The organism is Acinetobacter sp. 70_2, from assembly GCF_056736115.1.
Map to the genome: position 1 here is coordinate 143,287 of NZ_JBWZIP010000001.1, position 25,779 is coordinate 169,065.

Sequence of the window (25,779 nt, forward strand, 5' to 3'; positions counted from 1 at the left end):
TGTTCTTTTAAAGTCATTAAATTCACTACAAAGATGTTTTAAATATTTAAAAACAAATCAAAGCTAAAGCATTTATAAAAACAAAAAAGCATGTAAAAACATAGACTGTTTAATGTCGCAACACTGTCTTCAAAATAGCAACAATTATGATGCGCACCATGCAACAGTATCAGTCATAAAGTTACGGTTTGATTAAAGCAAATCAGCCAAATCCCTAATTTCTTCCATCACCGCCTTACACGCGGGCGTTAAATAGCCATGTTTAGAAATAGACAAAGAAATATAGCGCTTGAGCGCAGGATTAATAATTTTTGCGGCTTGAATTGAGGTGTATTGGCTGGCCTTCTTTAACGCTTGCGGCCCCAGCATGGTGTACATGCGAGACTCGGAAACCAAATGGGTTTGCAAACTAATCGAGTCGGCTTCAAACATAATATTCAGCTCTACCCCATTTTCATAGGCCATGTGGTCTAAAAAATTGCGCCAGTTACTTGGCCTGCAAAAGGTGACCAGAGGTAACTCACTTACTGCTTTAAATTCGACTTCATTGGCCTGAGTCAGCGCATCACCTTCACAGCCGACCAAATAGGTATCGGCTTGGGTAAGATAAACATCGCCCTGTTTAGGCGTTGGGTTAAACCGATAGAGTATGGCTAAATCGACGCTGCCATCTTCAAGCCATTTTTCTAAATGCACACCTTGCCCTTCACGTACCGACAGTTTAATTAAGGGATATTTCTCTTGAAGCACTTTATACAACGTCGATAACAACGGATGTGCAGTAGACGGCAAACTGGCAATACGAACCGTACCAATTGGGGTATCGGTCGAGTGCAAAATTTCATTATTGAGTTGGTCGGTTACGTTCAGCCATGAACGAATTTTAGGAAGTAAATGCTGGCCTAAGTCGGTCAGCTCAACACCGCGGCCAGTTCGGTTAAACAAACGACCGCCACATTGCGCTTCAAGCTCGTTCATTTGCCGACTAATTTGCGGTTGGTTGGTGTTATGCAGCATCGCGACTTTGCTTAAGCTACCCAGTTCCACCGCATCTAAAAATATTTTCCATAATTCATAATTCATCGATTCTTCCTAAATCGTAAATAGGCAGCATTTTGAGCTATACATTTTCAGTATAACTGAAATTCAAGAATTGGTAATTCCTACATAGCTCACCTATTTCTATACTCCAATCATGTTCTCTACAACACGATTTAAGTCAGATTAAGAACCAGAGAATATTTAATTACACTGTATAGGAAGTACGATTATGAGTTTAGATTTACGTGGATTAACCCCAGCACCTGTGACTCCTTTTACCCGTGATGGACAAGTAGACCATGATGCAATTCAACGTTTAGGTTCATGGTTAGGCAGTATTGATGGTGTGAAAGGCTTGGTTGTTCTTGGGCATGCAGGTGAAGGAACATTCTTGTCGCAAAAAGAACAAATGCAGGTCATCGAAAGCTTTGTTAAATCTGTAGATGACAAAATTCCGGTAATCGCTGGTATTACACTCGAAGGTACTTCGGTTGCAGCAGAAGAAGCAAAACGTGCCGTAAGTGCGGGTGCTTCAGCAGGCTTAATTTACCCTTCACACGGCTGGTTGCGTTTTGGCTATCAAAAAGGTGCACCACAAGACCGCTATAAAGCAATTTATGAAGAAAGTGGTTTGCCATCTATTTTATTCCAATATCCAGATGCGACTAAAGCCACTTACGACCTAGACACCCTACTCGATATTTCTGCACAGCCAGGTGTGTTTGCCATGAAAAATGGTGTGCGTAATATGCGTCGCTGGGATGTCGAAATTCCGATTATTCGCCGTGAACGCCCAGACTTACAGGTATTGACCTGCCACGATGAATATTTGCTTCACACCATGTTTGATGTAGACGGCGCTTTGGTTGGCTATGGCAACATTGCCCCTGAATTGTTAATTGAAATGATTAAAGCAGGTAAAGCCAAAGATTATGCTAAAGCTCGTGCGATTCACGATCAACTATTACCAGTGACTCGCAATGTTTATCACCGCGGTTCACACATGGAAGGTACGGTCGCACTTAAACATGCACTGGTTGCTCGCGGAATTTTGGACCATGCCACTGTGCGTTCACCACTGCTTCCACTTGCAGATGGTGCTGAGCAAGAAATTCATGATGCGATGCGTCAAGCCGGAATTGGCAAGGTCGATTTAACCCAAGCCGTTGCTTAAATTCCATTCGGGCTAGCATATACGCTAGCCTTTTTTTCCTGTACGCTGCCTGAGGCCAAACATCGGGCATGTCTCTTAAAAACAATAATAAAAAGCATGCAAACTGTGGTGAACAGGTAGTGCGAAATAGAACAACAAAACTACGAGGAATGTAGTGATAAGGAGATATAAGATGACAAATCTAGCGGATGTAGAACAAATTAGTCATCATCAAAAAAATGCGGAAATTATTGCAAGACTCGAACGACTACCCGTCACCGGACGATTGCAATTTATGCGAATTACCATCGGTATCGCGACCTTTTTTGACGCTTATACTGTTCTTGCGATTGCCTTTGCTTTACCCCAACTCATAACCGAATGGCACCTGACGCCTGCCTATGTCGGCGCGATCATTGCTGCGGGCTATGTTGGGCAACTGGTCGGTGCGATCTTCTTTGGTTCTCTTGCCGAAAAAGTCGGTCGTTTAAAAGTGCTGTCTTTTACCATTTTACTGTTTGTGGCAATGGACATTTCTTGTCTTTTTGCTTGGAGCGGAATGTCGCTGTTAATTTTCCGTTTCTTACAAGGTGTTGGAACAGGCGGTGAAGTGCCCGTTGCGAGTGCCTATATTAATGAGTTTATTGGTGCAGAAAAGCGCGGTAAGTTTTTCTTGCTCTATGAAGTTTTGTTCCCACTCGGTCTTATGTTTGCAGGCATGGCAGCATTTTTCCTGATGCCAATTTACGGCTGGAAAGTCATGTTTATTGTGGGCCTCGTTCCCTCTTTACTAGTGATTCCTTTACGCTTTTTCTTACCTGAGTCACCACGCTGGCTTGCTTCAAAAGGCCGTTTTAAAGAAGCAGATCAAGTCGTTAAAAGCTTTGAAGATGGTGCCATCAAAAGCGGTAAAACTTTGCCTGAACCTGTGGTTAAAGAAATTAACCCGCAAGGCATGGCAAAAACCGACTGGCGCGAGCTGTTCCGTGGCATCTACCGTAAACGTACCTTTACCCTGTGGGGCATGTGGTTTTGCGTGTATATGGTGAACAATGCCATGGTGACTTGGCTGCCATCTCTTTACAAACAACACTTTGGTCTATCGCTTCAAACCAGTTTAGGTTATGGCTGGATTACTTCGGGCGTGGGTGTGATTGCCTCTATTATCTGTGCGTTAATGATTGATAAAGTCGGCCGTCGCCCTTGGTACAGTGCAGCGTTTTTCTTGGCGATCATTCCACTCATGAGCCTCTCGGTTTTAGGCGCAAAATCGGCAATGGAAGTTGTAATTTTCGCAACAATTAGCTATGCCATTTTGCAAACTATTTCATTCTCTTTATACCTTTACGCTGCCGAACTTTACCCAACTCGCCTACGTGCGATGGGCATTGGTTTTAGTACCGCTTGGTTACGTGCAGGCTCTGCAATTGGGCCTGTTATGGTAGGCCTCGTGGTTGGTGGCTATGGCATTCAATACGTGTTTAGTGTGCTTGCCATTGTGGCGCTCATTGGTGGTCTGGTGACCTTCTTGTTTGCCATTGAAACCAAAGGCCAAGTGCTCGAAAAACTCTCTCCTTAATTCATCCATTTCATAAAAAGCTTGCCTAACCTAAGCGTTAGGCAAAGGGCTTATTCATGCTTAAAAAAGGAATTTAAAATGAATAAATATTTGCTATGGGGCTGTATTGGTTTAGGCAGCGTAAGCAATGCGTATGCAGAGCTTCCTCAACAATTTGGCAAGTTAGAATTAAAACTTAACACCCGTTACTGGAATGATGAAGGCACCGCCCACCCCACGCTTGCGAACCCTTCGCCTTCGTCGAGTGAATATGAGCAAAGCGCTTTAGGGCTTGAGTTAAATTATCAGTCACCCTACCTGTGGGACTGGCTTGGGGTGGATGGCTCACTCTATGCAGTCACCAAGTTATTTGACTCTGGCAAGCCTAGCGCTCAGCTTTTAGAGGTCGAAAATAACGGCAAGCTTGATCAAAACTTTGCAACTTTAGGGCAGCTCTACATCAAGGCAAAACTGGGCGACAAAGGCGAAATTAAATTAGGTCGCCAATTGCACGATTCACTCTTGCTTAAAAGCACCAATAACCGCGCAGTACCCGACACTTTTTCGGGTGCGAGTGGGCAGTTTCAACTGAATGATCAGCTACAAACTTACATTGCTTACTATGACCGCTGGAAACCGCGCAGCATGGACTCTTTTGAAAAACTGGTGACTGAAAATGACGAGCGAATTGATTATGTCGGTTTGCTTGGTGCCAAGTATCAATACAAAAACTGGAGCGTGAATGCCGAATATTTAAATAGCAAAGATTATTTAAAAAAGTATGGGGCGATTGCTCAATATAAATTTCCCTTGCATGGCTTGGTGTGGACATTTAACACAGGTGCTTTTTTCTCACGTGATGATGGCAAGCTGTTTAAATGCGGTGCCGAAACCGAGCTGGACTGTGTCAAAGGCCAAGAAATTAACAACCGTGGTAATGGTTATTTTGTAGACGTAAATGTGGCCAAGAATAATCTCGAAGGTGGCATTGCCGTTTCAAAGTTTGATGGCTTTTGGATAGAAGATAACTTTGCCGTACACTCCGCCCGCAACTCGGTTTTAACGCAAGACCACGGCACCAACCCGTTTCCGACCTCTGCGACCATTGGCCCCGACTTTACCAACAACGATGAAACCGCCGTTGCCCTTCGCCTGAAATATAACTGGAAAGACTATGTGAAAGGTTTAAAAACCGAAGCGAAGTATATTTATGGCTTTGGCGCTCACCAAAGTAACATCAGCAGTGATATTGAGGGTAAAGAGCGTTACTTTGACTTTACGGTGAGTTATGCCTTGCCGTGGGTAAAAAACTTAGATGTGCGTTATTCTTTTTTGCATTATGAGTCAAAGTTTGAAAATGCAAACCTAGGCGAGAAAATAAATGGCATGACCCGTAAAGATTGGGACCAGCACCGTGTATTTATTAATTACCGTTATACATTTTAAGAGCAGGTTAAACGTTTAGTTTAACTTTATTATATTTATTAATTTACCTATTTTAATGGACTAACTTTTGAGTTTAATTAAAATATAAAATTATAATTAAAATTTTTATAATATTTTTATTTAAATTGAATTGACCTGTTAAAAACTTATGATTATTATGGTCCCGCTGGCCTACATTGCCAGTCGGTTTTAGCAGACCGTAGATCCATGGCGGGTTATAGTTCCACTATAAGTCGTTAGACCCTTGCGTCCCTTTTCTTTGCGGTAGGACGGGAGGGGGACGCGCTTGCGCGTGCTGGTTCCTTGGATCCCAGTCTGCTAACCCCTTTTCGTTCTACCACCCAAATCAATTGACGGTGATCTTTGGTGGTAGAGCTCCATAAATTCTAGGAGTTGACCATGCCACTATATAAACTTATCCCCTCTCCCCTATAAACTTTTTATTTATTTAAAATTTAGGCTTTCTCTCACCTAAAATATTTTAAATTTATAAATAATTTTATTTTAAAATTTTAATCATTTTATTTTTCTGTATTTCAGGCGGGTTAACTACTCCCTTTTTAAATGATTTTAATACTTTAAATATATGCGGCTTATTTTTTATTAATAACTTAGTGAAAATTATCACGAGAATAATATGAAACTTTATAAACCTATTTTGGCTTTAAGCCTTTTAATAGGCGATTACGGTGTTTCTGGTTGCGACATTCACACTCAGCAGGATTTTGAAGAAATTTGCCTGTCTGGTGGGCACACCCAAGTCAGTTGCGACTGTATTTACCAACGGCTTGAACAAGTTTACTCGCATAAGCTCATGCAACGTCTAGAACATGTCAGTTTGCAAAGTCCTGCTCTCCCACAGGACTTTGCCCCTACTTTTTTTAGTGTGATGCGGCGGTGCGATAAAGACGACATGGGCTAAGCGTTTGGCTTAGCTCCTCTATCTCTGTGTCGCAATGGTGGATGACTTTAAATCAGCGCAAAAAATTAAAGTTCTGTTGCGGCATGGGGGCCTTGGGGGAAGTATGGAGTTACTTCAAATAAAATCTGCATAATGACTATAATAATCTATCATTTTCAAAAATATTTAAAAAATAGAATACTAAAATTAAGGGAGCTAAAGCCCCCTTAATAAGCCATTAAACGATATTATCATCTGAAAGTGTTTTACCCATTACTTTAGAAATGATCTTAAGTAGCTGCTGTTGGCGAGCATCAATAAAGGCGTCAAAATCGTCAGCTCTTAATAACTCAGGATCAATAAAGTGTGTAGTTAAGATCTTGTTCATACCCATATCATCCATCAACACAGTCTTATGATTTTGCAAGTCATTAAGATATTTCGATGGTGCCTTACCACCTATCATACGATTTGCTTTATAAGAAATTGGTGTTTTATTAAGGATAGAGTCATATATTTTTGAAGGCTTCCCATTATCTTCACACCATTTCTTCGGAAAAATATGGTGAATATCCAATGCAACTTCTTCTACATCTAAATTTTGAACAGACTCCTTCCAAAAGAAGTCTTGTGCACCCTCTCTCGATACCAAAGTATTTAAACCTTTATATGCCGCACTCAAACGAGATTTTAACGTTTTCAAGCGTTGTGCTTGGAATGATGCTTCTTGAATTGTTCTGATCTCATGATCTGGATTTAAAACCCAATTACTAAGATCTTCTAGATCATTGGCGATACGTGTTTCTACCGCACCACCATACAACTCACCAAGTACCCCACACCAAAACCATTGACTTAACTTTTCATAGATTTTTGGTTCTAACCATCTTTCTTTAAGTAATGCCAGAATCGATGCTAGAGGTACCAACTGTGTACGATATGGTAAATCTTTAGTGAAGAAAAAACATTCCTTACGCAGGAACTTAGCAACTAATATAAAACCATATTCAATATCATTTGACCATTTTTCATAATCAGTTAATGACATTCCTAAGATTGCTGCGCGCTTTGCACTTACTGGGGTACTAAATTTACCAGTTTTATTGGCTGCGATATCAGCTTTTTTCTGTTGCAATGTACTTAATAAGCTAATAGCTTGTAAGTAATCCGTCGGTTCTACCAACTTTAATATAGGTTCTTTATCACTTAATCTTTTAGCACGACCAATTGGATTACGCTCTGGATGCCCATACCAATCATCTCTGAGATTATATCCTTCAGCAGCGAATGTCGCTGTGACAAGTTCAAATACAGATAATGGAACACCACCTGTATTCACTTTTTCAAATACCAAACAAACTGCTTCTTTAGAATTCTCTTTATTCAATTTGATTACTGGAAGTGCATACTTTCTAAAGCTTTCGAGAACTTTTTCTCTGAAGTCCATATATTCTTGAATTCTGTTTGCATGGTTTCTAAATAAAATTACTTCCCATTCATTGGCATTAAAAATTCGATTACATGGGAAAAAGAATGCTTTACACTCTTTTTCAATAGTAGAAAAATCCAACTCTATCTTTTCGAATTGGCCGTTTTCTTTCGTCTGAACATCCCGACCAAAATTTGTTTTAACAATTTTGTCTTCGTCTACTGAAATGAAAGCATCTTCTAAATTACCACTCAATGCCATTTCAATATCAATATAATAATGACGTTTGATCACTCTTCCCTTTTCATCAAATGTCTTAACTGGTTTATCTAATTTCAGTACTTGGGTTAGAGAAGTTAAGCGCTGTTGACCATCCAAAATCAGCTCTTCAGGCTCTATATCATTTCTGTCAAGTTCCACATTTTCAATAGGACGTACTTGAAATTTTACGTCGCCTCCTGTTTCCAGAAGCATTACAGCACCTACAGGGAATGACCGTGCAATGCTTACTAACAATGATTTGATATGAGCATCGTCCCAGACCCAACCACGCTGAAAGTCAGGTAACTGTAATTTCCCCTCAACAATTTTCTTTAAAATGTCACTTAAATTTTCTTTAGTACTATCAAAATTACTCATGTATAAAAATCACGTGTTATTTATGTTTGAGCCTAAAATACATGACATAAAAAAATTATCAATGAATTACATCAATCTATTACTAAAGTTTTAATCATTTTTTCTATATAAATTTTCTTAGGCTAGTCTCATCTTTTAGAATAAAATTTACTTTCATGTATCTCTCTAAGTAAAAGTACACCATCGTGGTGAAATGCTAGAAGTAGAACCAACATTTACCAGTACTATTCTCGAGTAGTACTACATACTTAAATATCACCTAGTGGTTTAGCATCAAATCGCATAACTAATAGGATATAAGATGTGATGAAAATAACATTGCGGAGCATTTGACTTAGCTTTCTTATCGATGTGATGCAACGGTGGATGACTTTAAATCAGTGCAAAAAATTAAAGTTCTGTTGTGGCATGGAGGCCTTTGGAAAAGCTAACTGATGATAACTTAAATATATTAATTATCGACCTTCAAAGTTCGCTTTACAGTAACATACTCATTTGGAATCACTATCTTCTTTTCAATAGTCATAACTCCATAAGAAACTAAACTTTTTTTCATTAACAATGAGATAATATTTTAAAAGTACAACAGTTATAGCTAATTATATAAATTTCATGTTAGATTAAATCTGATTTAATATTTAACATATATAACTATGATAGATCACATTGAATTAAAAGTAAGTAATTTAGATTTAGCTTATAATTTTTATACTTATCTATTAGAGAGTATAGGATACAAATGTTTAAAAAAACGAAAAGATGATAATGAAAATATAATTGCTTACGGTTTTGGAATGAATAATAGAGTTTATTTCTGGATAGCGAGTAGTTCAGAAGATGGTATCCGTAGTAAAGTACATCTTGCTTTTTCAGCTAAATCAAAAGATGAGGTTATTGCTTTTCATAAAATGGGCTTAGAAATTGGAGCCAAAGATAATGGAAAACCAGGATACCGCTTGAACTATAGTACTAATTATTATGCCTCTTTTCTTATTGATATAGATGGTAATAATATTGAAGCAGTTTTAAGAGAATAATTAACTCAGGTTTGTAAAATTCTTAATAAAAATAAATACCAGTATCGAACCAATAATTGTCACAAGATTATTACTTTTAATCTGCAACAAGATAAATATAAATATGAATGAAATAATAGCTGGTAAAAAGTTCTTCTGTATTTCAGTTATAAAAAAATAGACTGACATAGGTATAAAAACACATATTGGTAAAACTTGCTCAATATTATCTAATGTTTCACTATTTAGTCTATTTTTTACAAATGCAGGTGCTATTCTGACAATAACACTTATAGAAAATAATATTACAACACCAATTAATAGTTTTGTATTCATTTAAATTTCCTAAAAATAATATAATTCATTAGAATTGCAGGTATCCAAAAAAATCTTTCTCCAAAAACAAAGAAGGATAAAACAGTCACTAAAAATAGAACAAATATAACTTTAACATTCTTTTTCGTTGTTTTAAGTTTTATATTAATAAAGCTTAAAGTAAACAAAATTGCAGAAATAGGAAATGATACATTTAAATAACTTAATATATAATCAGGTATATATGACGATAATATCTGACCAGCTAGAGTAGATAGAACCCATGTAAAGAAAATATATAATCGGATTTTGAGATGATCATGATATGTGTCTGTGTATCTCTCAGTAGCAAAAGATTCATCAGAAAGTATATGGCAATAAACAATTTTTGAACTTAGTTTAATATCTTTTGGAGTACTTATTAATGTCATTGGAATATATCTAACATTCATACTTAATATAAGTAAAAATGCTGTTAAATATCCAATATCTACAAAGTTATTCTGATAAAAACTTAAGAGTGCAAACTGTCCACTCCCCGAAAATCCGAAAATACTTAATAATAGAACCTCATAATGATGAAGGTTCTGTTGGCCAGCGAGAATACCAAATAATAAACCGATAGGTGTTAATGCTAAGCAAACAGGTATACTTCTGCTTAGCAATGATGTATTAGTTATCATTCTATACAAGGGCATCCAATTGATTTATTTCGTAATATCTTTTTCCCTTCTTTTCCAATCAAGTATTCATTCTTATTATTTTTAACCACAGTATTTGGGCAAATTATATCTAAATGATATTGTGTATAGGGTGTTAAACCTAAACCAAAATGTATAGCACCATCAGTATTACCAAAGGTTTCATTCATAGCTTGGTTTCCATCGAGTATTTTATTATGTGTATTTACACCAAACCCAATTTCCCAAAGAATTCTATATCTGGAATCCACATTGAACATACTGTTTAACATATTTAGAGCATTTGGACATTTGCCAGTTGGGTCACTAAGAGCAGTGATAACACCATTTTCAACAGTAGCAATAATCGGGTTGTGTTTGATTTCTATAAGTTGATCAAATATTCTTTTTTGATCCTCTCGCAAGAAGCTAACAGTTCCATTATGTAAAATTGGAACTCCATGTAATGCAATTGTTCCATTAAAATCTAAACGTAAAGTTTCATCAAACTCTTGAATTCTCAAAGGTAAAACACTAATTTCCCCTGCAGGAGCTAATTGTTGTTCCCCATAACCCAAATGACCAGCTTGTTCACTCCATAGATAGCTTTCATCTAAATGATTAAATGTTGCTGACGTATTGTTCACGGGATCTACAAAGCTTAAAAAATCTGAATCTTCACCAATACTAAAGAATCTATCAGCAAATTCCTGTTGGCTGTCTGGATCAGTATTTTCAATTATTTCCATAAAATGCTTTATGGCATTTATATCCGTTGGAGTTGAATTGCATGCCATAGCAATCAACTTTCTTTTGCTTCCAATATGTTTCTGATCTGGTGATTGAAAAAAAACATCAGGAGAAATAACTAATACATGAGAATTCTCAGGTATTACATTTTCTAGTAAATTTTCAAATCTATCATTAGGTTTATATAAAATAATCTTACTTTCAATATAGTTAGAATCATCAGTGATTTTAATTTTATCTTCCAAAGATTCATTAGTTACTATACAGAAATAATCATTATTTGGATTATTAAAAGTTTTAATAAAGTTTGGACGAATGCTAATAACTTCCATAGCTATATTCCTTTAAATTATTATTTTTTATTAAGTTGAAAAAATAGTATGTCTATGGATATAGACATACTATTTTTATCGAAGATACTGTATTAACCTAGTAAAGTGCCTAGGTATTCAGCATTTTTTTTACGATTTTTCATGATGATACTTCCTTTTAAAATTAGTAGTTTTGTTTTGGTTATGAAATTAACCTAACAAAGTGCCTAGGTATTCAGCATTTTTTTTACGATTTTTCATGATGATACTTCCTTTTTTAAGATTAATAGTTTTGTTTCGGTTACTAAATTAACCTAGCAAAGTGCCTAGGTATTCAGCATTTTTCTTACGATTTTTCATGATGATACTTCCTTTTATAAATAGTTAGATACAGATATACAGACAAATCTGTATAGTTTTTATATCCTTTAAAATTCTTGTTTTCAAGAAAAGAAATATAATGTTACATATTAATATATATAATTATGTTTTATATTTAAATAAGACGTTGTTCTAGCAAGTTTTAATGATATTTTTAAACTACAGAGTATATTTTAAAATAGTAAACAAATACTTTAGATAATTTTAATAATAATAAAAATATGAATTTACTCACAAAATCATATTTTACCACCAACAAATTCTCCATATATAGAAATTCATTAAGAAATAATTAAAATAAAAATTAATTATTAACAATCGATAATTAAAATAAATTTAAGTAGGGAGTTCATACAAAATTTTTCACTTCTCCATAACGCCAAAGCCATAATCATAAGACCAAGTAGGTATTTCATCTCTATTGTAAGGTGTTAAAGATATACGGCAGCCTTGTTCACTGGCAATTTGGTACTCATAACAGTAATCTTTCATTTGTTGTGGATCGAGAGCTAACCATGCTTGTGGTTTAGCAGGAATTTCTTCGAACTTCACTTGATCCCATACCAAACCATATTTTGGATACTTTAAAGTTTTAGTCGCTTTTTCATCAAAACCATAAACTTGTTTTCTAACAATCAAGCTCTCAGCCCACTCAAACATATAAGTTTCTTGATAATTACGTTCTCGTAAAGGCGTTAAATTATAAATATTCTCAGTCATAATACTTGCATCTACATCCGCCCGAGAAAATAACTGCTCCCCTTGATCATTAAAATAATTTTGGCAAAAACTTCCTATTTGTTGGTCATCATGTTTTGCAAACAAACAATTTACTTGATCAAAACGCAATCGGGCATTAATAACTAATTGAGATTGATGATCCCACGGCAAAAGCTCTTTTAAATCTTGAGATGAATAAGTTGAAGTTACCGATGAACCATATCCTTCATAGCCAGGGTATATAAATACAGGGCGACGCTGTTTACTTTGTTGTTTAAGTTTTTCAATATCACGTCGTTCACAATAACGATAATTCCATTGTGGAATCATAATATTGGGTTGCTGTACTTTTTCTAACCGATGACGATTAACACGACCCGCTGTTTGTACAATTGACTGCACACTTGATGCATCAATAATAGCCCAATCAAAATCATGATCTCGCCCAACTTCTTCCACTGGTGTTGCAATCACAATAAATGGAATATTTAGAGAATTAGATTTTTGAATGAGATCAATGATTTCATCATCTTGCTCGATCTGCTCATTAACAGTTTTTCTTTTTTTACCGTCTTTATGACGTGTTAAAAGCTGATCTAAACGTTGCTCTTTATAAAATCTTGAAATAAGCCAGTCATTCGCATGATAACAAGCTATTTTTGCCTCAGGTAAATGATCTGATAAAAATTGGGCAAGTCGAATTGCATGTTTAATATTGGCAACCCGTATAAGCCCCAAAGAAATTTTCTTTTCGGTCTTTTTAAAATTCCATGCATACTCTTGATGAAGTTGCTTTACTCCTTCCAATACCGACTGTTTCCACGATAAAACTGTAGTTTCAGGTAACGAAAGCAACTGAGCCAGTCGATGGGTAGGCTTAGAGAGCAAGTGAACTTGTAAATTATCTAAATGCTTTTGGTAGTTTGTATTAAATTCTGATTTTTGATTTGATCGTTCTAACCAAATCTGCGGTTTAAGCTCATTATCGATAATCGCAATAATTGATTTTTTCTCGGTACCATAAAGGGCTGTCCGCATCTGCATACCCGACTCAAAAGCCCGATGAATTGTTTTGGCAACTGTAAGTGATAAGGTTGCTGACGAACAAATAACATTTCGACCATACATTGCAGCTAACTGGACTAAGCGCAAAACAGCGATCAATGCTTTAGGTTCATAGCCATCCACCTCATCTAAAATTAAGTCACTACTCATCACTCTAAGTAGTGCTTTAACGTGATGTCCTTGTCTATGTGGTTCACCCGCTGCAATCAGATAGTCAATGGTTGAAACTAATAATGGCGAAGCAAGGATGGTCGTTTCTTTTTGATCTAAAACTTTACGTCCATTTTTTTCAACCGTAAATAATGGATGTAACCATTCAGGTAAATCGCAGTCCTCACCCCAAGCATCAAAAATAGGTTCTGGATGATTTTCATCTTCATCAACGAACTCAATTTTCTCTTTATTTTGATCGAATAAGGTCTGGGTAACAGTGTCCCCAATAATCACGGCGATTTCATCCTCCGATAGATTCATCGAAGTTTTAAGTGCATGCCCAGTCTGCAAAGTTAGAGAACGCAAATTAAGAGCAATCGCTATTCTTGGGTCATCTGGTCTTAAAGTACAAGCCGCCCGCAAATTCATGCGGGTTTTACCACTTCCTGTCCCTGCAATATTGAATACCAATGCTGGTATTTCAGGGTGCTTCTGTATATTTTTTTGCAACGCATTTGCTGCGATATTTTGCCATTGGAAACGCGGGTGAGTTGTTGGCTGGCAAATGTATTCAACTGTTTGCTCAGATAACCCTGATAAACTCAAATCAGTCATCATTTGAACTGCGATTCGTGAAGCCCGATCACCCACTTGGTGTAAATGCCATTCTAGTGGCTGATCTTGTAATTTGGCTTTCTTGTCTTGGCCGATATTTTTAAGCTTTGTATTTGCAAATAACGATACATTTTCAGGCTTTTGCAAAGAATATTGCTGGGCCGAGACAATATGATCGGCATGAATCAGAGCTGCTCGTGAATGTAGTGCTAAAGCCTTCCAATATAAAAGCTGGTCTGTTTTTTGTTTTGGTATTAACGCAGTTAAACGCTGCATACGTTTTTGATGGCTTTTAAAAATAGAGTCTGGCAACTCACCTGCACTTGTTATTTGCTCACGGCTTGGAACTAATGTACGGACATGATTTTCATAGTGAGGTAAGGCTAATGGATCATTTTTTAAAGTTTCTTCAACTCCTAATAAACCATGATGTGTAACAACTAAATAATCGACTGCTTCTAATTCATTTTGAATTCCCTGTTCAATTTCTGGTCGATCACCTAAAGTAAATTTATCTAAACCTTTATCTAAATTTTTCCAAGCAAGCTGCCAGTCCCATCCATTTTTTCGGAGTTGTTGTAATAGTTTTAGAGACAGCCACTCATGTCGAATGTCATCTCTAATTTTTTGCCCTGCCATTTCTGGACTTAATTTGTTCTGAAAATGTTGTGAGGCCTTACCGATATCATGCATGTCCCCTGCTGCACCTGCCAACAAGCTACTTACTTTGACCCATTCATCTAGCATTAGTAGTTTTTGTTGTTTTTTGGTCGATGCAACTGGATATGCACCATCGTTTGCAAATTTATGCTTTGCTCCTACAACCCATGCAAGCTTCATTCTGCGTACACCAAAATTAATGTAAGCGGCTACTGCAGTTTGTCGGGTGGCTACTTTTTTTAATGCACTACGAATTTCTTTTAAACCGTCCATTGTCATTGGTGCTTGCCAAGACGAATGTCCTGTACGAATAGCATAGCTATCCAAAATTGCTCTTGTTTTCTTTAAAGCTCTTTTTTCACAAGCCGAGATGAAAATGACATGCATAGTTTATTGTTAAAGTTTAAATGTCATAAAATATAATCTTTTGTTTTAAAAAGAGAAAGTTTTAATCAGCTTAATACGGCCTTTTAACGACAAAATACGTCGTCTTCAATTTTGAAAGGAATTCTTTTAAATCATCTGAACGATGAATAACCGTTAACCATTTTTTGAATGGTTTCCATTCTTTTTCTAAATCATCTGGGCGATGAATAACAATCTCGCTTATCACAAATTAATGAATTAACATTTCTAAATCATCTATGCGATGAACAACGAATGGGCTGAAGGATATTTATTCCACTACACTTTCTAAATCATCTAAGCGATGACAAACACTTATAACATTTCTATAAGTATTAATTTCTCAACTATCTTCACGATAGTGGATGTATACATATTAGCATGATCTAAAAAAGATTAAATCCCTTATAAAAATGAACCCTTAATACTTATAGTAATTTTTATTAATTTTTTTATTTAAATCTAAAGAAATTATTGACACAACAAGAAAAACAAGTTAGCTTTTTTAGAAAATGGTTATAAAAAAAGCAGATACTTAGCCTTCGAAAACTTCATATCTGCTCTGTCCATTTCCACAGCGTTCAATTACTACGGAGGACTATCAAATGATAGCACAACATTTCAATTTTTTGTCTCACCTTGCTAGACAGCAAAGCGTAGATCTACTTTCAATCATTATGATTTGTGAGGACTAAGAGCTATGTCTAAATTCATTATCAATCAAAATGTTCAAGCAAATGGCGATTATGAAGTTCATAACCTCACAACAGGTTGCTCTTTTATGCCATACCCTCAAAACAGAGTAGATTTGGGTGAATATTTGAGTTGTTTTAGCGCAGTTTTAGCAGCAAAACAAAAATGGCCTAACGCTCGAATCAATGGATGTTATTACTGCTGTAATGCATGTCATACCAGCTAGAACTCTATTTAAAGCCGATATTTATGAATAATGTCGGCTTTACTTAAATTAATTACCAGTCACTTTAATGTTCAAAACACTTGGCGACAATTTATGACGTCAAGTGTTTCTCCAACACTTTCATTTTTCAAATAATGTGTTAAAAATTGGCTAGATAACAAAAACGGGGAAGATAATGCCTGAACCACAAACTGATATTTTTATAAACGCTTTAGAAGAATCGGTACACTTTAGTCTAAAGACAATTAATTCCAATATTGAAAAAGGTGGGATTCGTTTAAGTAAACAACAAGCACTTGATTTACCCTATCTTAGTGCTCGAACTTTATTAAATGAAGACTTCCTTATTCCAACCGATTATCAGGCAAATGCAGGTAAAACGGCTTCTATTTTTAAAGTCGTAAAAGCAGCCATGATTAATGATGATATCAGTTCAGAAGAAGCTGAGTTTCAACAACAAGTGCAACAGCTCAAGCCATCCATTTCATCTATTTTTAATGAGCCATATCAAGCCGGTACAGAAAATATTGATATACGCATGCGCCAGCTTTTAATTCCAAAAAATGGTGAATACGTTTCAGTAAGCCCACTTACTGCTGCTGGTGTAAATTATCTGGTGAACCAAGAAGTTGATGCTGTAAATGAATTACGCAAAGAAAAAGACAGTGAATTTAACCGCATTCAAACTGCTGTTTTTGGTATAGGCGGAGCTAATCCACAAAATGTCGGAAGCCTAGTGCGTTCAATGCAACGCCCTATTACAGTTGATGCTCCTCAAGCAAGTGAAAAAGTACGCCAAGCATTAGCGATTTTCTATAACGGATTTACGATACGTCTATCCCGCAAAATAAAACTGCTTAATGGAACTAAACGGGCAAAAGAAGCAATTAAAGAGTGGTCAGAAATTTTAAATCACCAACTTGTTATTACCGCAACGAATACTATTCAAAATTGGCATGATCTCGAGATTTTCGCTCCTTCTACTAATTGGGATGTACGAGATCAGGAAGTTATTTTCCTGAATATCCTTGCTAAAGATGTATTAAGACAAGCGACTTTCCAAAAAAATATTTTAGAAGAAGCTGAAGCAATTCTACCAAGTATGGAAGAGATTGAGCGCCCTTCATTTTGGGTTCATCCGAGCCTTTCGTTTGTTTTACAAGGTTTGATTGATCCAGAACTAAGAGATGATAACTGGAGAATTAAGTTCTCTGATTATCTTGCTAGAAAAATCACCAATGAAACTTTTGATATAGAAATAAATAATGAAACTGTAACGATTAGCCTAGATAGCAATTCAGAAGGTTATATCGCCCGCCGCTTACGGGAGATTGTTCGATGAGTCGTTATGTCGTTATTCCCCGTATGCGAGTACAAAATGCAAATATGCAAACCAATGGCGTTTTATTAGGTGGCGTACCTTTGTTTGCAGCCAATATGTTTGCACATCATTTGGCAAGACAATTAGGCACTCAAGATGAAGGCATTATTTATATTCATCATGACCAACAACGTTTAGGTGGACAAGCCTATGGCCGCTTTACGCCTGCTCAACGTCGTGGTGCCGTGTTTATTGGTAAAAAGGACTATTCTTCTAAAAATAAATACGCATTGTCTTTACAACCAACTGCATCTTGTCATTTAGAGTTTAGCCTTGTTATCAAATTTTCTAGCTCTCGGATTAGTCCAGAAAAACTAACAAACATACTTAAACGTAGCCGTTTTGCTGGTGGACAAATTATCGAGTTTTTAGAAATTACGACACACGCTGAAAATGAATTAGAAAATGCCTTAAAGAAAATCAAAACTGGGTTTGCCATTTTAGACCGACAAGATTTGCTTATTGAATATCAGCAACGTAAACAAATTAGCCGAATTCAGGCATTTACCCAACTTTTGGCATTAAAAGCAGATGCACTTAGAACTTTCTTTAATGACCAAAATTTAAGTTGGATATCGGCAACTAATTTAGGGTACGCCCTACTTGAGCCACTCACAGACCAACGAGCTGGTATTCGCCAAGCACAAGATCAGGAAACGACAGCACATGCCTATGCAGAACCGCTTACCGGCATTGTTCAGTATTTTTCTTTAGGTGAGATTCTAAGGAAAAATACCGAGACTGAGAATGACTCTTGGCATAACTTGCAAAAATTATTGTGGACCTACCACTGGCCGCAAGACGACATTTTTCTTTTAAAACAAAATTGCATTAATGCATAACTTACTTTTAAACATAAGGATTTTTTCACATGACAATTTTTAAGAAATTACCGGGTAGCCTTTCTTTACAACGCGGTACAGTGGTAAGTGATGGGGCTTTCTTTAACTTATTTGAAGATGGTAAACAAGAGCCTTTACACGTGATGTATCACGGTATTCGAGGGACTCAAAACGTAGCAGGTAATAAAGAAAAAGGGGCTGCAACTGGTAATTCACTGGCTCGCGAAGTCACCAATATTCAGCTTACCGAATCTGCAAAATTACAACCTAAAGCCAAACTTTTGGTGAAATGGGACTTTCGTTTTATTGACTTGAGCTATGTACTATTTGCAAGTGCTTCTAAAGCTGGTGCTGACAAAACCGAAGAATATAATTTCCGCCAAGCTTTCTTAAGTTTTGTAAATCGCGCCAAAGAAAGCGATGGACTTAAAGAAGTTGTACGTCGTTATGTACGTAATATCGTGAATGGCCGCTGGTTATGGCGTAACCGCATTGTCGCTGAAAGTATTACCATTCAAGTGACTGCTCAAGACCACCCTGAAACATTTAGCTTTGATGCTCTTTCTTATAACCTTAAGAGTTTTGATCAACCGTCTGAACAAGAACAAAAACTAGCAGACATTTTGTTAAAAGGAATTACTGGTGAATCAACAAGTGCTGCATTGCATATTGAAGCGATTGTTGACTTCGGAATGGGCGGTGTAGAAGTTTTCCCTTCTCAAAATTACTTAGAAGATAAACCAAAAGGTTTCTCTCGATCTTTATATCAATTAACACCGAAAAAGCCAGACCACAAAGCAAATGACAACCAATATCTAGGTCAAGCCGCATTACGTGACCAAAAAATCGGAAATGCTCTAAGAACAATTGACACTTGGTATCCACTATTTCAAGAAAACGATGAAAAGCCAATTGCAGTAGAGCCTAACGGGGCAAACCTAGAAGGACAGATTTTCTATCGCGTGGGTAAAGATAAAGTTTCTGCATTCGATATTTTAAAAGAAATTGATGAACTGGATGTAAACAGCGACAAAGGCATGTTCCTGATTGCGTGTTTAATTCGTGGTGGCGTGTACTCCGAGGGTGAATAATGATGGATGCCAATTACTATCTGGATATCCGTGTTCTTGAATCATCAGATGATACGGATTTAAAACTTGGCCATATTCGTAATCAAATTTACACCGTCATTCATGGTGCATTTCGGAAACTGCCTGCGCATTATGCTCTTGCGTTGGAGATATCCGATAAATTGAAAGCGAAGCAAGAACAGTTTGAGAAAAAACATGGTCGTTCAGCTAAACCTAACTTTGATATTTTGCGAATTTTTGCAGAAAAACAGGATGAGTTAGATGAGTTAATAGAGGCAATTAAAGGACACTGGAAAATTCGCGACTATACCGTTTTAGGCGCCGCAATTCCTGTTCCTACTGCCAAAATTTCTGGTTGGAAAAGTTATCGAAAGTTTCGTATTCCAACCCTCAAAGCTGAACGTACCAAGCTTTCCCACAAAAATGAACCTTTAAGAGATAGACGCTTAAAAACTGCCAAAGGAATGCCCTTCTTTCAGGTGGTCAGCAGTACAGGTCATGGTTTTACAATCATTATTGATGTTCAGGAGAGTGAAAACGCGGGATACGGGCTGCCTGATAGTTATGGGCTTGCCCGTAAGGAAAGTCCTTTTGCCCTACCTGTTTTTTAAGGAAATATAATATGAGTCAACTCCGTCAAGAACGCAGCCGCCCACTTATGCTTTCAAAGCGTGCCTGCGTATTTTATCTCGAAAGAGTTCGTGTCGTTTTAAAAGATGATCGAATTGTTTACTTGACGGAGAACTCACAACCTGTGGAATATTTTTATAATATCCCAGAGAAAAACACCGCCTTTTTACTACTTGGCAAAGGCAGTTCATTAACAGATGCGGCTGCCAGACGTTTAGCGGAATCTAATGTCATGGTTGGGTTTTGCGGTTCTGGCGGTTCCCCTTTATTTTCATCATTAGACTTAACATTTTTAGCGCCCCAAAGTGAATACCGCCCCACTGAATATATGCAAATTTGGATGAGAGCGTGGTTAGAAGATGACGCACGTTTACTCATGGCAAAAATATTATTACTTGAACGTATTGCCCTCGTATCACAATCATGGAAGAAGAATTTTGATTTGATTCAATCTGGTATTTATATTGATGAAAATGCTTTAAATACGTTTAAACAAGATATTGATCGCTCAGAAAATCAACAAGAATTACTCGCAGCCGAAGGACGTTGGGCTAAAACGTTATACAAACAACTTGCTAAAGGCTTTGGAGTTGAGTTTATTCGGGATGAAGGAAAAAATTCTCACGACACTATTGCGGATATAGCCAACAGCTACCTCGATCATGGAAACTATATTGCCTATGGCTATGCAGCAGTTGCTTTAAATGGAATGGGAATTAGCTTTGCCCTCCCTATTTTGCACGGTAAAACACGTCGTGGAGGTCTAGTCTTTGACTTAGCTGATCTAGTGAAAGATGCTTTTGTGATGCCACTCGCTTTTACATGTGCTGCAAAAGGATTAAATCAAAAAGAATTCCGAATGCAGCTTATTGAAACATGCCAAGACCAAGATATTTTAGATTACATGTTTAGCTTCATTACTGACATATGTAGTAAAATCAAATAAAATCATATATTTAATCCAAGTATCTCATAACGAAATATTTTCACTCATTAAAAACTTATATAATTGATTTTAAGAGTTTTGTTTTAACTTAACTCTAGTTGCTCATCGCATAGATGATTTAGAAACAAAGTGGGGTCAAATTAATCCCAAAGATATCGTTGCTCATCGCATAGATGATTTAGAAATGCCTGTTCCGCAAGATTTGAAGTTCAAACATGTTGCTCATCGCATAGATGATTTAGAAATTTATGTCTGTTTCAGCATCTGATTGCAACTGGTTGCTCATCGCATAGATGATTTAGAAATACTGCGCCATTCTCAAAATAAAGATGATCAGGTTGCTCATCGCATAGATGATTTAGAAATCCAATTTTAACTGTAGGATGTTCTTGCGTAAGTTGCTCATCGCATAGATGATTTAGAAAGCTACCAACTCTTGTTGCGAGTTTTGATGATTGTTGCTCATCGCATAGATGATTTAGAAAAAAGGGTACAATTGGCAATGATAAATATTTTGGTTGCTCATCGCATAGATGATTTAGAAATCAAGCAAAGATTGCAAAGCAGAAACACCGAGGTTGCTCATCGCATAGATGATTTAGAAATTATGGCTGTATTCGGAATTGACAAAGCTATGGTTGCTCATCGCATAGATGATTTAGAAAACTTTGGTGATGGGCATCGTATTGGACAAAATGTTGCTCATCGCATAGATGATTTAGAAATTTCAAGAAACAGTATAGACGAACAAGACGAGGTTGCTCATCGCATAGATGATTTAGAAAATCCGAATTTAAAGTGCCGAAAAACGCCTGAAGTTGCTCATCGCATAGATGATTTAGAAAACCTTGTTTGCTTGCGGTAGCTTCACATCCACGTTGCTCATCGCATAGATGATTTAGAAACCAGTTGGGCTAATTGCATTTGCATTACCTCTGTTGCTCATCGCATAGATGATTTAGAAAAAGGGTCAACTTTTTTAGTAGACGCATAAATAGTTGCTCATCGCATAGATGATTTAGAAATGTATTGAGATAGAACATTCACCGCCAAGCAAGTTGCTCATCGCATAGATGATTTAGAAAAATAGTTACTGGTAATCCTGAGTCTACATATGGTTGCTCATCGCATAGATGATTTAGAAATCCGCAACTGCTAAAAAAGCGATGGGAAATACGTTGCTCATCGCATAGATGATTTAGAAAAATTGCAATGCCGAATGTCTCAGCAGTACCGAGTTGCTCATCGCATAGATGATTTAGAAATTTTGATGAACAGGTATTTACGCAATATAAATGTTGCTCATCGCATAGATGATTTAGAAAAACAAAGAATATTGGTGATGAAACTGCTTTAAGTTGCTCATCGCATAGATGATTTAGAAAATGTAGAAGTTGAAGATGGTTTTAATGAGAAGGTTGCTCATCGCATAGATGATTTAGAAAATTCTCTCTATAAGCCGCAAGAGTTGCATAGTGTTGCTCATCGCATAGATGATTTAGAAAGTTGGAACACTAAATGGTTGTGATAGTTCTTTGTTGCTCATCGCATAGATGATTTAGAAAAAGTTCATCAAGTGGTAAACATGTATGCAGATGTTGCTCATCGCATAGATGATTTAGAAATAAGCCAATTGCAGAAAACATTTGGGAAGTTTGTTGCTCATCGCATAGATGATTTAGAAACTCAAGCCTTGAAGTTATTAATGATATTAATAGTTGCTCATCGCATAGATGATTTAGAAAATCAGTTAATCCTCAAGGTATTGCTCAGAATTGTTGCTCATCGCATAGATGATTTAGAAAAAAAGAGGAAGTTAAGGCAATCGATCAAGAAGGTTGCTCATCGCATAGATGATTTAGAAAACGGTGTCAGACCTTTTGTGAAACTAGTTTTAGTTGCTCATCGCATAGATGATTTAGAAATGAAGAAGTTGTTAGAAGAGGAACTGGAACTCGTTGCTCATCGCATAGATGATTTAGAAAAAAACGATCAAGTCCTGCTACCAAAACTGAAGGTTGCTCATCGCATAGATGATTTAGAAAATGCACAATTGGCAGTTCTTTGGTATGTAAACGTTGCTCATCGCATAGATGATTTAGAAAAATAAAGACATAAAGATCAATGCCATTTACAAGTTGCTCATCGCATAGATGATTTAGAAATATCAAACCACGATTTCTTACAGTAGGCTTATGTTGCTCATCGCATAGATGATTTAGAAAAGGTAAATTGGTGTATCAGGGTATTGCGTTAAGTTGCTCATCGCATAGATGATTTAGAAAACAATAATTTGTGTAGCTGAATGCCCGGTATAGTTGCTCATCGCATAGATGATTTAGAAATTTATTTCAAGCAGCAAGGCGGTGACGAAAATGTTGCTCATCGCATAGATGATTTAGAAACTTAACTTTGAAGCCGTAGACATCTTTTAACTGTTGCTCATCGCATAGATGATTTAGAAATTAACATTTTGAGAGCTATTGCCTACAGTCACGTTGCTCATCGCATAGATGATTTAGAAAAGCAACTGTTGATGTTGCAGATCCTAATATCGGTTGCTCATCGCATAGATGATTTAGAAAGGGACCATTAACATAGAAAGTGAATCCCTGTGGTTGCTCATCGCATAGATGATTTAGAAATTCCTTTGGTCGCTCTTCAAGTGAATTTTCCCGTTGCTCATCGCATAGATGATTTAGAAATGAGAAGATTAAACACAGCAATGTGATGATTGGTTGCTCATCGCATAGATGATTTAGAAATGTTCGGATTAAACACTGTCACAGATGAGCTTGTTGCTCATCGCATAGATGATTTAGAAAAGAATAAGAAAGACGGGTAAAGGCACTGGAGAGTTGCTCATCGCATAGATGATTTAGAAACTAGTAGTCGCGCGCCAATCCCAACGCTTGCGGTTGCTCATCGCATAGATGATTTAGAAAAATCAAAATGACGTACGTACTGGCAATAGGTGGATGCTCATCGCATAGATGATTTAGAAATCGTCAGGCGTTTCATGTACATATTCAGTTGAGTTGCTCATCGCATAGATGATTTAGAAATGAAAATGGAGGTCCCACTTTTTGAAACTGTTGTTGCTCATCGCATAGATGATTTAGAAAAAGACCGTTAGTGCTTGGACTATCAAGCATGAGTTGCTCATCGCATAGATGTTTTAGAAAAGCCTGTTTATGTCCCTGAGCCTGTTAATCATGTTGCTCATCGCATAGATGATTTAGAAATTTCACCGTCTGATAGCCCAACATTTCGCTATGTTGCTCATCGCATAGATGATTTAGAAAGCTAAAAACACGAGAATTGACAACATTAGGGGGTTGCTCATCGCATAGATGATTTAGAAATTTCGACCATTGATCTGACACTCGTAAACTGGGTTGCTCATCGCATAGATGATTTAGAAATCAGAGATTCTTAACTTAGGGTTTGCGATATAGTTGCTCATCGCATAGATGATTTAGAAAATAATTAGGTTTCTGGGCACGCTCACTTTCAAGTTGCTCATCGCATAGATGATTTAGAAAACAACTCCACTGTTACTAAGCGTCAAAATGCAGTTGCTCATCGCATAGATGATTTAGAAATGCTCTGTCTGCAAAAGCAAGCAAAACAAGTCGTTGCTCATCGCATAGATGATTTAGAAAAATCCTGAATACAACCAAAAAAGTATCTTTTCGTTGCTCATCGCATAGATGATTTAGAAAACGTTATCAAAATCCTCCAACGTCATCACAACGTTGCTCATCGCATAGATGATTTAGAAATACATGAATGAATTGCTGAATTGGGCAACTGTCTTGCTCATCGCCCAGATGATTTAGAAAATTCACGCCCGTGCAAAACTTTAATTCGACAAGTTTTTCATCGCCTAGATGATTTAGAAATCGCAATAAAAAACCACTCGAGAGTAGCTTAAGCTATTCATCGCACAGATGATTTAGAAAAAATACATCTCTTTGCTTCAGCTAAAGGGTGGGTTGCTCATCGTGTAGATGATTTAGAAATTGAAGTGTAGCCAAGTGAGCAACAATCAGATGTTACTCATCGCTCAGATGATTTAGAAACACAAGACATGGGCGCTTAGCTCTTTGTGGTAGTTGTTCATTGCCCAGATGATTTAGAAAACGTCTTCTAATGATGGACTCTAGTCCAATATAGTGGTCATCGCGTAGATGATTTAGAAAAGCAAGCGAAAGTGGAAGAGCTGCAAAAGCAAGTTGCTCACCGCGTAGATGATTTAGAAAATTCCCATCTTAGAATAGGCTTTTACAGGAACGTTCGTCATCGCTCAGATGATTTAGAAAGGGATCGATATTGATGACGAATTGATTGTCGAGTTCGTCATTGCATAGATGATTTAGAAATGCACACCATTTTCAGCATCAATTACGTGACCCTTGCTCATCGCATAGATGATTTAGAAAATGAAAGGTAGGTCATATGTTTCATTTCCCCCGTTGCTCATCGCGTAGATGATTTAGAAAAAGGGCGCAAAATCAGGATTGAGTGGCATTAAGTTGCTCATCGTCCAGATGATTTAGAAATATGCGGAAGGACGTTTAACACCGTGCGTAGTGTTGCTCATCGTGTAGATGATTTAGAAAATCAACGGCTAGACCGGGCCAACCGCCTTTACGTTGCTCATCGCGTAGATGATTTAGAAAACTCATCGAAACATATAAAAGAATATTTTCTCGTTCGTCATCGCATA

17 protein-coding genes and 1 CRISPR repeat array (1 of these 18 only partly in view) are annotated in these 25,779 nt (G+C 36.9%); of the genes, 11 read left to right on the top strand and 6 right to left on the bottom strand.

The features are described from left to right. Positions 1 to 192: 192 nt before the first annotated feature. Entirely contained in the window at positions 193 to 1,083 is an 891-nt protein-coding gene (locus AC1PJ9_RS00595) for a LysR family transcriptional regulator (RefSeq protein WP_200002242.1), read from the bottom strand. Positions 1,084 to 1,270: 187 nt separating this feature from the next. Between AC1PJ9_RS00595 and AC1PJ9_RS00600 the strand changes: the two genes are divergently transcribed. The 4 genes from AC1PJ9_RS00600 to AC1PJ9_RS00615 all read left to right on the top strand — a co-directional run bounded on the left by AC1PJ9_RS00600 (position 1,271) and on the right by AC1PJ9_RS00615 (position 6,120). Next, entirely contained in the window at positions 1,271 to 2,215 is a 945-nt protein-coding gene (locus AC1PJ9_RS00600; protein WP_000050871.1) for a dihydrodipicolinate synthase family protein, read from the top strand. A 172-nt stretch (positions 2,216 to 2,387) separates the two neighbouring features. Continuing rightward, complete coding sequence (locus tag AC1PJ9_RS00605; RefSeq protein ID WP_311086433.1) at positions 2,388 to 3,773, top strand: MFS transporter; 1,386 nt, start codon at positions 2,388 to 2,390, stop codon at positions 3,771 to 3,773. Positions 3,774 to 3,851: 78 nt separating this feature from the next. After that, positions 3,852 to 5,198, top strand: a complete 1,347-nt coding sequence (locus tag AC1PJ9_RS00610; protein ID WP_311086434.1) for an OprD family outer membrane porin — start codon at positions 3,852 to 3,854, stop codon at positions 5,196 to 5,198. Positions 5,199 to 5,835: 637 nt separating this feature from the next. After that, positions 5,836 to 6,120: a hypothetical protein gene (locus AC1PJ9_RS00615; protein ID WP_311086435.1), complete on the top strand. Its 285-nt coding sequence runs from the start codon at positions 5,836 to 5,838 to the stop codon at positions 6,118 to 6,120. 217 nt (positions 6,121 to 6,337) lie between these two features. Here the strand turns inward: AC1PJ9_RS00615 and AC1PJ9_RS00620 are convergent, their stop codons facing one another. Further along, complete coding sequence (locus AC1PJ9_RS00620; RefSeq protein ID WP_311086436.1) at positions 6,338 to 8,167, bottom strand: GmrSD restriction endonuclease domain-containing protein; 1,830 nt, start codon at positions 8,165 to 8,167, stop codon at positions 6,338 to 6,340. Positions 8,168 to 8,820: 653 nt separating this feature from the next. Between AC1PJ9_RS00620 and AC1PJ9_RS00625 the strand changes: the two genes are divergently transcribed. Then, positions 8,821 to 9,204, top strand: a complete 384-nt coding sequence (locus AC1PJ9_RS00625) for a VOC family protein (protein ID WP_311086437.1) — start codon at positions 8,821 to 8,823, stop codon at positions 9,202 to 9,204. Here the strand turns inward: AC1PJ9_RS00625 and AC1PJ9_RS00630 are convergent, their stop codons facing one another. The 4 genes from AC1PJ9_RS00630 to cas3f form a co-directional block, all read right to left on the bottom strand. Beyond that, positions 9,205 to 9,519 (bottom strand): AzlD domain-containing protein, encoded by a 315-nt coding sequence (locus AC1PJ9_RS00630; RefSeq protein ID WP_311086438.1) that lies wholly within the window; start codon positions 9,517 to 9,519, stop codon positions 9,205 to 9,207. Beyond that, positions 9,516 to 10,181 carry an AzlC family ABC transporter permease gene (locus AC1PJ9_RS00635; RefSeq protein WP_311086439.1) on the bottom strand — a complete coding sequence of 222 codons (666 nt, stop codon included), beginning with the start codon at positions 10,179 to 10,181 and terminating at the stop codon, positions 9,516 to 9,518. The genes AC1PJ9_RS00630 and AC1PJ9_RS00635 overlap by 4 nt, the downstream gene beginning before the upstream one ends. Further along, the gene (locus tag AC1PJ9_RS00640) at positions 10,178 to 11,260 is read right to left on the bottom strand and encodes a hypothetical protein (RefSeq protein WP_311086440.1); all 1,083 of its coding nucleotides are present in this window, start codon (positions 11,258 to 11,260) and stop codon (positions 10,178 to 10,180) included. The genes AC1PJ9_RS00635 and AC1PJ9_RS00640 overlap by 4 nt, the downstream gene beginning before the upstream one ends. Positions 11,261 to 11,983: 723 nt before the next feature. Continuing rightward, on the bottom strand, positions 11,984 to 15,220 hold the full coding sequence (cas3f, locus tag AC1PJ9_RS00645) for a type I-F CRISPR-associated helicase Cas3f (RefSeq protein WP_311086441.1): 3,237 nt from the start codon (positions 15,218 to 15,220) through the stop codon (positions 11,984 to 11,986). Between the two features lie 718 nt (positions 15,221 to 15,938). On the opposite strand from cas3f, the gene AC1PJ9_RS00650 reads away from it, so the two are divergent. The 6 genes from AC1PJ9_RS00650 to cas1f all read left to right on the top strand — a co-directional run bounded on the left by AC1PJ9_RS00650 (position 15,939) and on the right by cas1f (position 21,047). After that, positions 15,939 to 16,157 carry a hypothetical protein gene (locus AC1PJ9_RS00650; protein WP_311086442.1) on the top strand — a complete coding sequence of 73 codons (219 nt, stop codon included), beginning with the start codon at positions 15,939 to 15,941 and terminating at the stop codon, positions 16,155 to 16,157. Positions 16,158 to 16,332: 175 nt separating this feature from the next. Next, the gene (locus AC1PJ9_RS00655) at positions 16,333 to 17,499 is read left to right on the top strand and encodes a hypothetical protein (protein ID WP_311086443.1); all 1,167 of its coding nucleotides are present in this window, start codon (positions 16,333 to 16,335) and stop codon (positions 17,497 to 17,499) included. Continuing rightward, positions 17,496 to 18,380, top strand: coding sequence for a type I-F CRISPR-associated protein Csy2 (csy2, locus tag AC1PJ9_RS00660; RefSeq protein ID WP_311086444.1), 885 nt, complete (start codon positions 17,496 to 17,498; stop codon positions 18,378 to 18,380). The genes AC1PJ9_RS00655 and csy2 overlap by 4 nt, the downstream gene beginning before the upstream one ends. Before the next feature lie 29 nt (positions 18,381 to 18,409). After that, positions 18,410 to 19,471 carry a type I-F CRISPR-associated protein Csy3 gene (csy3, locus tag AC1PJ9_RS00665; protein WP_311086445.1) on the top strand — a complete coding sequence of 354 codons (1,062 nt, stop codon included), beginning with the start codon at positions 18,410 to 18,412 and terminating at the stop codon, positions 19,469 to 19,471. A gap of 2 nt (positions 19,472 to 19,473) precedes the next feature. Continuing rightward, positions 19,474 to 20,082, top strand: a complete 609-nt coding sequence (locus AC1PJ9_RS00670) for a type I-F CRISPR-associated endoribonuclease Cas6/Csy4 (protein ID WP_311086475.1) — start codon at positions 19,474 to 19,476, stop codon at positions 20,080 to 20,082. Between the two features lie 11 nt (positions 20,083 to 20,093). Then, positions 20,094 to 21,047: a type I-F CRISPR-associated endonuclease Cas1f gene (gene cas1f / locus AC1PJ9_RS00675; protein WP_104075107.1), complete on the top strand. Its 954-nt coding sequence runs from the start codon at positions 20,094 to 20,096 to the stop codon at positions 21,045 to 21,047. Between the two features lie 97 nt (positions 21,048 to 21,144). Then, positions 21,145 to 25,779: a CRISPR direct-repeat array (repeat unit 28 nt; unit sequence GTTGCTCATCGCATAGATGATTTAGAAA) (it continues 314 nt past the right edge of the window).

Excerpts from the sequence above, each read along its gene's own strand:
- AC1PJ9_RS00595 (WP_200002242.1), bottom strand. The coding sequence starts at position 1,083 with ATGAATTATGAATTATGGAAAATATTTTTAGATGCGGTGGAACTGGGT.
- AC1PJ9_RS00655 (WP_311086443.1), top strand. The coding sequence starts at position 16,333 with ATGCCTGAACCACAAACTGATATTTTTATAAACGCTTTAGAAGAATCG.
- AC1PJ9_RS00630 (WP_311086438.1), bottom strand. The coding sequence starts at position 9,519 with ATGAATACAAAACTATTAATTGGTGTTGTAATATTATTTTCTATAAGT.
- AC1PJ9_RS00600 (WP_000050871.1), top strand. The coding sequence starts at position 1,271 with ATGAGTTTAGATTTACGTGGATTAACCCCAGCACCTGTGACTCCTTTT.
- AC1PJ9_RS00650 (WP_311086442.1), top strand. The coding sequence starts at position 15,939 with ATGTCTAAATTCATTATCAATCAAAATGTTCAAGCAAATGGCGATTAT.
- csy2 (WP_311086444.1), top strand. The coding sequence starts at position 17,496 with ATGAGTCGTTATGTCGTTATTCCCCGTATGCGAGTACAAAATGCAAAT.
- cas3f (WP_311086441.1), bottom strand. The coding sequence starts at position 15,220 with ATGCATGTCATTTTCATCTCGGCTTGTGAAAAAAGAGCTTTAAAGAAA.
- AC1PJ9_RS00615 (WP_311086435.1), top strand. The coding sequence starts at position 5,836 with ATGAAACTTTATAAACCTATTTTGGCTTTAAGCCTTTTAATAGGCGAT.
- AC1PJ9_RS00640 (WP_311086440.1), bottom strand. The coding sequence starts at position 11,260 with ATGGAAGTTATTAGCATTCGTCCAAACTTTATTAAAACTTTTAATAAT.
- csy3 (WP_311086445.1), top strand. The coding sequence starts at position 18,410 with ATGACAATTTTTAAGAAATTACCGGGTAGCCTTTCTTTACAACGCGGT.
- AC1PJ9_RS00605 (WP_311086433.1), top strand. The coding sequence starts at position 2,388 with ATGACAAATCTAGCGGATGTAGAACAAATTAGTCATCATCAAAAAAAT.
- AC1PJ9_RS00635 (WP_311086439.1), bottom strand. The coding sequence starts at position 10,181 with ATGATAACTAATACATCATTGCTAAGCAGAAGTATACCTGTTTGCTTA.
- AC1PJ9_RS00625 (WP_311086437.1), top strand. The coding sequence starts at position 8,821 with ATGATAGATCACATTGAATTAAAAGTAAGTAATTTAGATTTAGCTTAT.
- cas1f (WP_104075107.1), top strand. The coding sequence starts at position 20,094 with ATGAGTCAACTCCGTCAAGAACGCAGCCGCCCACTTATGCTTTCAAAG.
- AC1PJ9_RS00620 (WP_311086436.1), bottom strand. The coding sequence starts at position 8,167 with ATGAGTAATTTTGATAGTACTAAAGAAAATTTAAGTGACATTTTAAAG.
- AC1PJ9_RS00670 (WP_311086475.1), top strand. The coding sequence starts at position 19,474 with ATGGATGCCAATTACTATCTGGATATCCGTGTTCTTGAATCATCAGAT.
- AC1PJ9_RS00610 (WP_311086434.1), top strand. The coding sequence starts at position 3,852 with ATGAATAAATATTTGCTATGGGGCTGTATTGGTTTAGGCAGCGTAAGC.